This window comes from Bartonella sp. AP88HLJMH (assembly GCF_042195605.1).
In the GTDB taxonomy this organism is placed as follows: Bacteria; Pseudomonadota; Alphaproteobacteria; order Rhizobiales; family Rhizobiaceae; genus Bartonella.
Window position 1 is genome coordinate 1 of sequence record NZ_JBHIOR010000124.1, and the last position, 615, is coordinate 615.

Here is a 615-nt window from a genome sequence, read left to right on the forward strand (position 1 = left end):
TTCAAGTTTATTGTCTCTCATATATTGAGCCATACACTTCTCAGCGAGGGGACCGCGACCTTTAGCAGAAAAAAAGAAATCATTACGAGAAAGCAATCGTGCTTGTTTTAAAATGTCTAATGCTTCAGTTGATAAAGGCACGCGAAATTCTTTTGTTGTATCACGCTTGCCTTTCATATTTTCAGCAGGTATGGTCCATATATCCCCATCAATTTGATCTTTATGAATATGACGTAAAGGATTGGTACGAACACCTGTCAGAATAAGCAAACGCAAAGCCAGTTGTGTTATGGTTGATGCTTCACAGAGTGTTTTATAAAAAGCCGGAACCTCTCTCCAATCCATCGCTGGTCTATTAGTGACCTTATGGCGTTGTTTTCCTAAGAGAGCTTTTGCTTTTTCTACAGCTTGTAAATCAACATCTACACCTAATGCAGCCGCATGTTTGAGACAAAGATTAAGACGTATCAATGCTGTTCGAGCAATTACAGCCTTTGTATGCCAAATGGGAGCAAGGGTATTGCGTATCTCTGTTTGCGTAATCTCTGAAATGGGTAGACAGCCTAATTTAGGGAGAATATGAAGGCGTAAAGGTGTAAACCATTTACCATTTTT

At 39.5% G+C, this 615-nt stretch carries 1 protein-coding gene; it reads right to left on the bottom strand.

Going from position 1 to position 615, the window contains the following annotated elements; all coding sequences use genetic code 11:
- A partial coding sequence (locus tag ACFIMA_RS09935) for a tyrosine-type recombinase/integrase (RefSeq protein ID WP_375693475.1) occupies positions 1 to 615 on the bottom strand: 615 nt, incomplete at both ends.